The following is a 3,138-nucleotide window of genomic DNA, read 5'->3' as shown; positions in this document are numbered from 1 at the left end:
GCCGGGTGACACAGCGCGGCAGTCAGACGTATCAGTACGACGGGTGCGGTCGGCTGTCGGTGAAACGGGAAGTGCGGCCGGGGTTCAGGGCGAAGGAGACGCACTTTACGTGGGATGCGCAGGACCGTCTGGTGGGGGTGAGTTTGCCGGACGGTGCGCGATGGCGGTATGGTTACGATGCATTCGGCCGCCGAATCAGCAAGGTGCGCGAGGGCCAGGTGCCGTCGGCGCAGGCGGTAGCGCGGGTGGCGTACCGGTGGGACGGTGACCAGCTGTCGGGTCAGACGCAGTACCGGGTGGACGGCAGCGTGGCGCGGGCGGTGCAGTGGGTGTACGAGCCGGGGAGCTTCCGGCCGCTGGCGCAGGTGGAGGCGCAGGAGCAGGAGGGAGAAACCCGGCTGCACTACATCGTGACGGACCTGACGGGGACGGCGCGTGAGCTGTGCAGCGAGGCGGGCGAGGTACACTGGCGTGGCGAGCAGGGGCTGTGGGGGCCGCACCGTGAAGACCGTCGCCCCATCCCGCTGCGGCGCTGGCTGGGTGACGCGGCCAACGAGGAGGTATACTGCGAGCTGCGTTATCAGGGGCAGGTGTGGGACGCGGAGACGGGGCTGTATTACAACCGTCACCGTTATTTTGACCCTGAAAGCGGGCAGTACCTGTCGGCGGATCCTTTGGGGATTTTAGGAGGCATCCGACCGCAGGGGTATGTGCATAACCCGATGGAGTGGGTGGATCCACTGGGGCTGGTTGGGTGTCCAGAGGCTAAGTTAAAAGAACGTGGCTTTACGGGTGTAGTACGAAATGAAAGAGGTGGTTTAGATTATTCTAATAGTAATGCGCTCTATAATAATCCTGAGCGTCTTAAACCCGATGGAAGCCCTGCTAACCCGATAGTGAAGATAAAATATACTGGTGATTATCAGGGCGATTTCAAAGCTGCGAGTCAGGCTGGGTTTGGGCAGAATTCAACTCCTAGCTTAAATGGAAACAGTTATGTTTGGCACCATTTAGATGATTATGACCCTAAAACGGGAATGGGGACAATGCAGTTAGTAAGAACTGATGCACATAATGGGATTTCTCATGTTGGTGGTGTAAGTCAGTATCAAGCTGCTACAGGGGAAAAATATACCTTTAAAACATGGTGAGGATTAAATATGGCTGAACTTATCTCTCCTCAAAAAAAATTAACCGTTCAAGATGTGAACGATTTTGAATCTATGTTCTCGGTTTCTATTCCTGATTCCTTTAAAGAACATTATATTAGGATTAATGGTGGTTTCGTTTCTGAATCGGATGTTGAAGCTGAGTTATGGGGGTTGCCTGTAAATGGATTTAATCCTATTAAGTATGGACAGGTAACTATTGAAAAACTAATTGAAGATATCCAAGAAATAGAACCTGATGATGAGCAGTATGGTGCCTGGGGATATAAGGAATTTGTACCTTTTGCTTATGATTTTGGTGGTAATGTAATCTTTATCTCATTGAGGGATGATGATTGGGGTGAAATTTATTTATATGCCCAAGATGGTGGTAATATTATTCATATTGATACATCCTTTACTTCTTTCTTGAAGCGTTTTTATAAAATCAATTAATGTTATTTGGAAAGAGAGAAAATAAAAGCCGGAAGCGATCCAACGATCCTTCCGGCTTTTTTCTATTTAGCTGCCAGCGTGATTACGCCAGCATCGCACCCGACTCAGCCCGGATCATGATCCGACCGGGCAGCGCTTCAATGCTGAACGGTGGGGTGAGTAAGCCGCTTTGGGTGAGCCAGTCACCTGCCAGCGTCAGTTCACCGTTGTCACTTACCCAGTCCGCGCCTTCTGTCTCGCTGCCATCCAGTTCGGCCACCAGCGCGGCGATATCGGTGTCATCGTCCAGCCGGGTCAGCATCAGCCCGTTACGGTACAGGCTGATACGAAACAACGCCCCGGCGGTAAACCCGGCCTGTGCCAGCGCGGTGCCGTTCAGGGTCAGTTCGGGCAGGTCACCTGCTTGCCACGCGATATCAATGTCGATGCTCATTGTACGCCCCCAATATCCAGTCCGCCGGGAAACCCGCTCAGCCACCGTGCCACCGCCTGTTCATCAAACGCGGCAACACTGAGTGCGTGCAGGTCCTGCCACAGTGAGCGGATATCCTGCGTGGTGATGACAATGCAGCCGGGCATCACGCGCAGCTTCAGCGGCTGCCCGGTGCGGAACCCGGCTTCCTTCAGCCAGTGGCCTGCCATGGTGATGGCGGGAGTGTCGTGGTTGCCTTTAACCGGTCGATAGCCGACGCGGGTAAAGCGCTCATGTTGAGAGATTTTAAAAACGGTGGTGTCTGGCGTAGAATGCGCGTCAGCCATGGTCAACTCCTATTTAGTTGCTTGTGGTTAGTCGTGCGGGTGTGTTGCGAGCACGCCTGCACGGCGTCAGTTCAAACTCAGCGTAATAAGCGCTTTGCCTGATGTTTTAAAATCATGGCGTCGAGAACGGACGTTACCGTCTTCAGCTCGTCCTCATCCATCTGTCTGATGGCTTCAAACTTCAGTTTCAACTCATCCTGTGGCTCACGCTCGCCATCCTCAAAAATCAGCCAGTCAGTCGACACGTTAAAGGTAATGGCTGTGCGTTTGAGAATATCTAAAGAGGGCTGTGCTTCGCCGGATTCATAGCGGCGAACCTGAGTCAGATGTATCCCCACTTTGTCAGCCATCTGTGGCTGGGTTAGGCCGTACTGCTTGCGCAGTTGCAGAAAACGGGTTGAAAAGCTCATCCAGAACATCCTCTGATAATTACCGATTTTGCTCATTATCTCTCCCTGTTCTGGATAGGGTGTTTTGTGTGCTCTTGATGGGTTGCATGTTAATATCTATAAAGAGCATTTACAAGGGTTTTATAGGAAACATTTTACAGATTCCGCTTTTCTGCTTTCGGTGCATCAATCCGTTATCGAGTCCGTTAATAATGGCCTTTGGTGGTAGGTGCTATCTGTGGTGAGAATTTGCTTTGTGTTCTTAATGGATGTTTTAATTATACCTATTTAGGGTATTGACAGCATTTTTACGTCTTGAGTACGGGTATGATGCGGGCGGTCGGCTGACGACGCTGGGCATTGGCACGCATCAGCCGCTGAGGTTC

General features: G+C 52.0%; 5 protein-coding genes. 2 read left to right on the top strand and 3 right to left on the bottom strand.

The features are described 5' to 3' along the window. On the top strand, positions 1-1,151 hold a 1,151-nt coding region (locus tag OB87_RS20440; RefSeq protein WP_235425303.1), incomplete at its 5' end, for an HNH endonuclease signature motif containing protein. A 9-nt stretch (positions 1,152-1,160) separates the two neighbouring features. Next, positions 1,161-1,604 carry an SMI1/KNR4 family protein gene (locus OB87_RS19140; protein ID WP_033570961.1) on the top strand — a complete coding sequence of 148 codons (444 nt, stop codon included), beginning with the start codon at positions 1,161-1,163 and terminating at the stop codon, positions 1,602-1,604. Positions 1,605-1,686: 82 nt separating this feature from the next. Here the strand turns inward: OB87_RS19140 and OB87_RS19135 are convergent, their stop codons facing one another. The 3 genes from OB87_RS19135 to OB87_RS19125 all read right to left on the bottom strand — a co-directional run bounded on the left by OB87_RS19135 (position 1,687) and on the right by OB87_RS19125 (position 2,773). Then, positions 1,687-2,037, bottom strand: coding sequence for a SymE family type I addiction module toxin (locus OB87_RS19135; RefSeq protein ID WP_033570960.1), 351 nt, complete (start codon positions 2,035-2,037; stop codon positions 1,687-1,689). Further along, positions 2,034-2,363, bottom strand: coding sequence for a SymE family type I addiction module toxin (locus tag OB87_RS19130; protein WP_033570959.1), 330 nt, complete (start codon positions 2,361-2,363; stop codon positions 2,034-2,036). Before OB87_RS19130 ends, OB87_RS19135 begins: the two co-directional genes overlap by 4 nt. Positions 2,364-2,440: 77 nt before the next feature. After that, positions 2,441-2,773 carry a helix-turn-helix domain-containing protein gene (locus tag OB87_RS19125; RefSeq protein WP_026358148.1) on the bottom strand — a complete coding sequence of 111 codons (333 nt, stop codon included), beginning with the start codon at positions 2,771-2,773 and terminating at the stop codon, positions 2,441-2,443. Positions 2,774-3,138: the final 365 nt, after the last annotated feature.

The sequence above is a fragment of the Dickeya undicola genome (assembly GCF_000784735.1).
Lineage (GTDB): Bacteria > Pseudomonadota > Gammaproteobacteria > Enterobacterales > Enterobacteriaceae > Dickeya > Dickeya undicola.
This window is presented reverse-complemented; position numbering and strand designations above follow the sequence as displayed.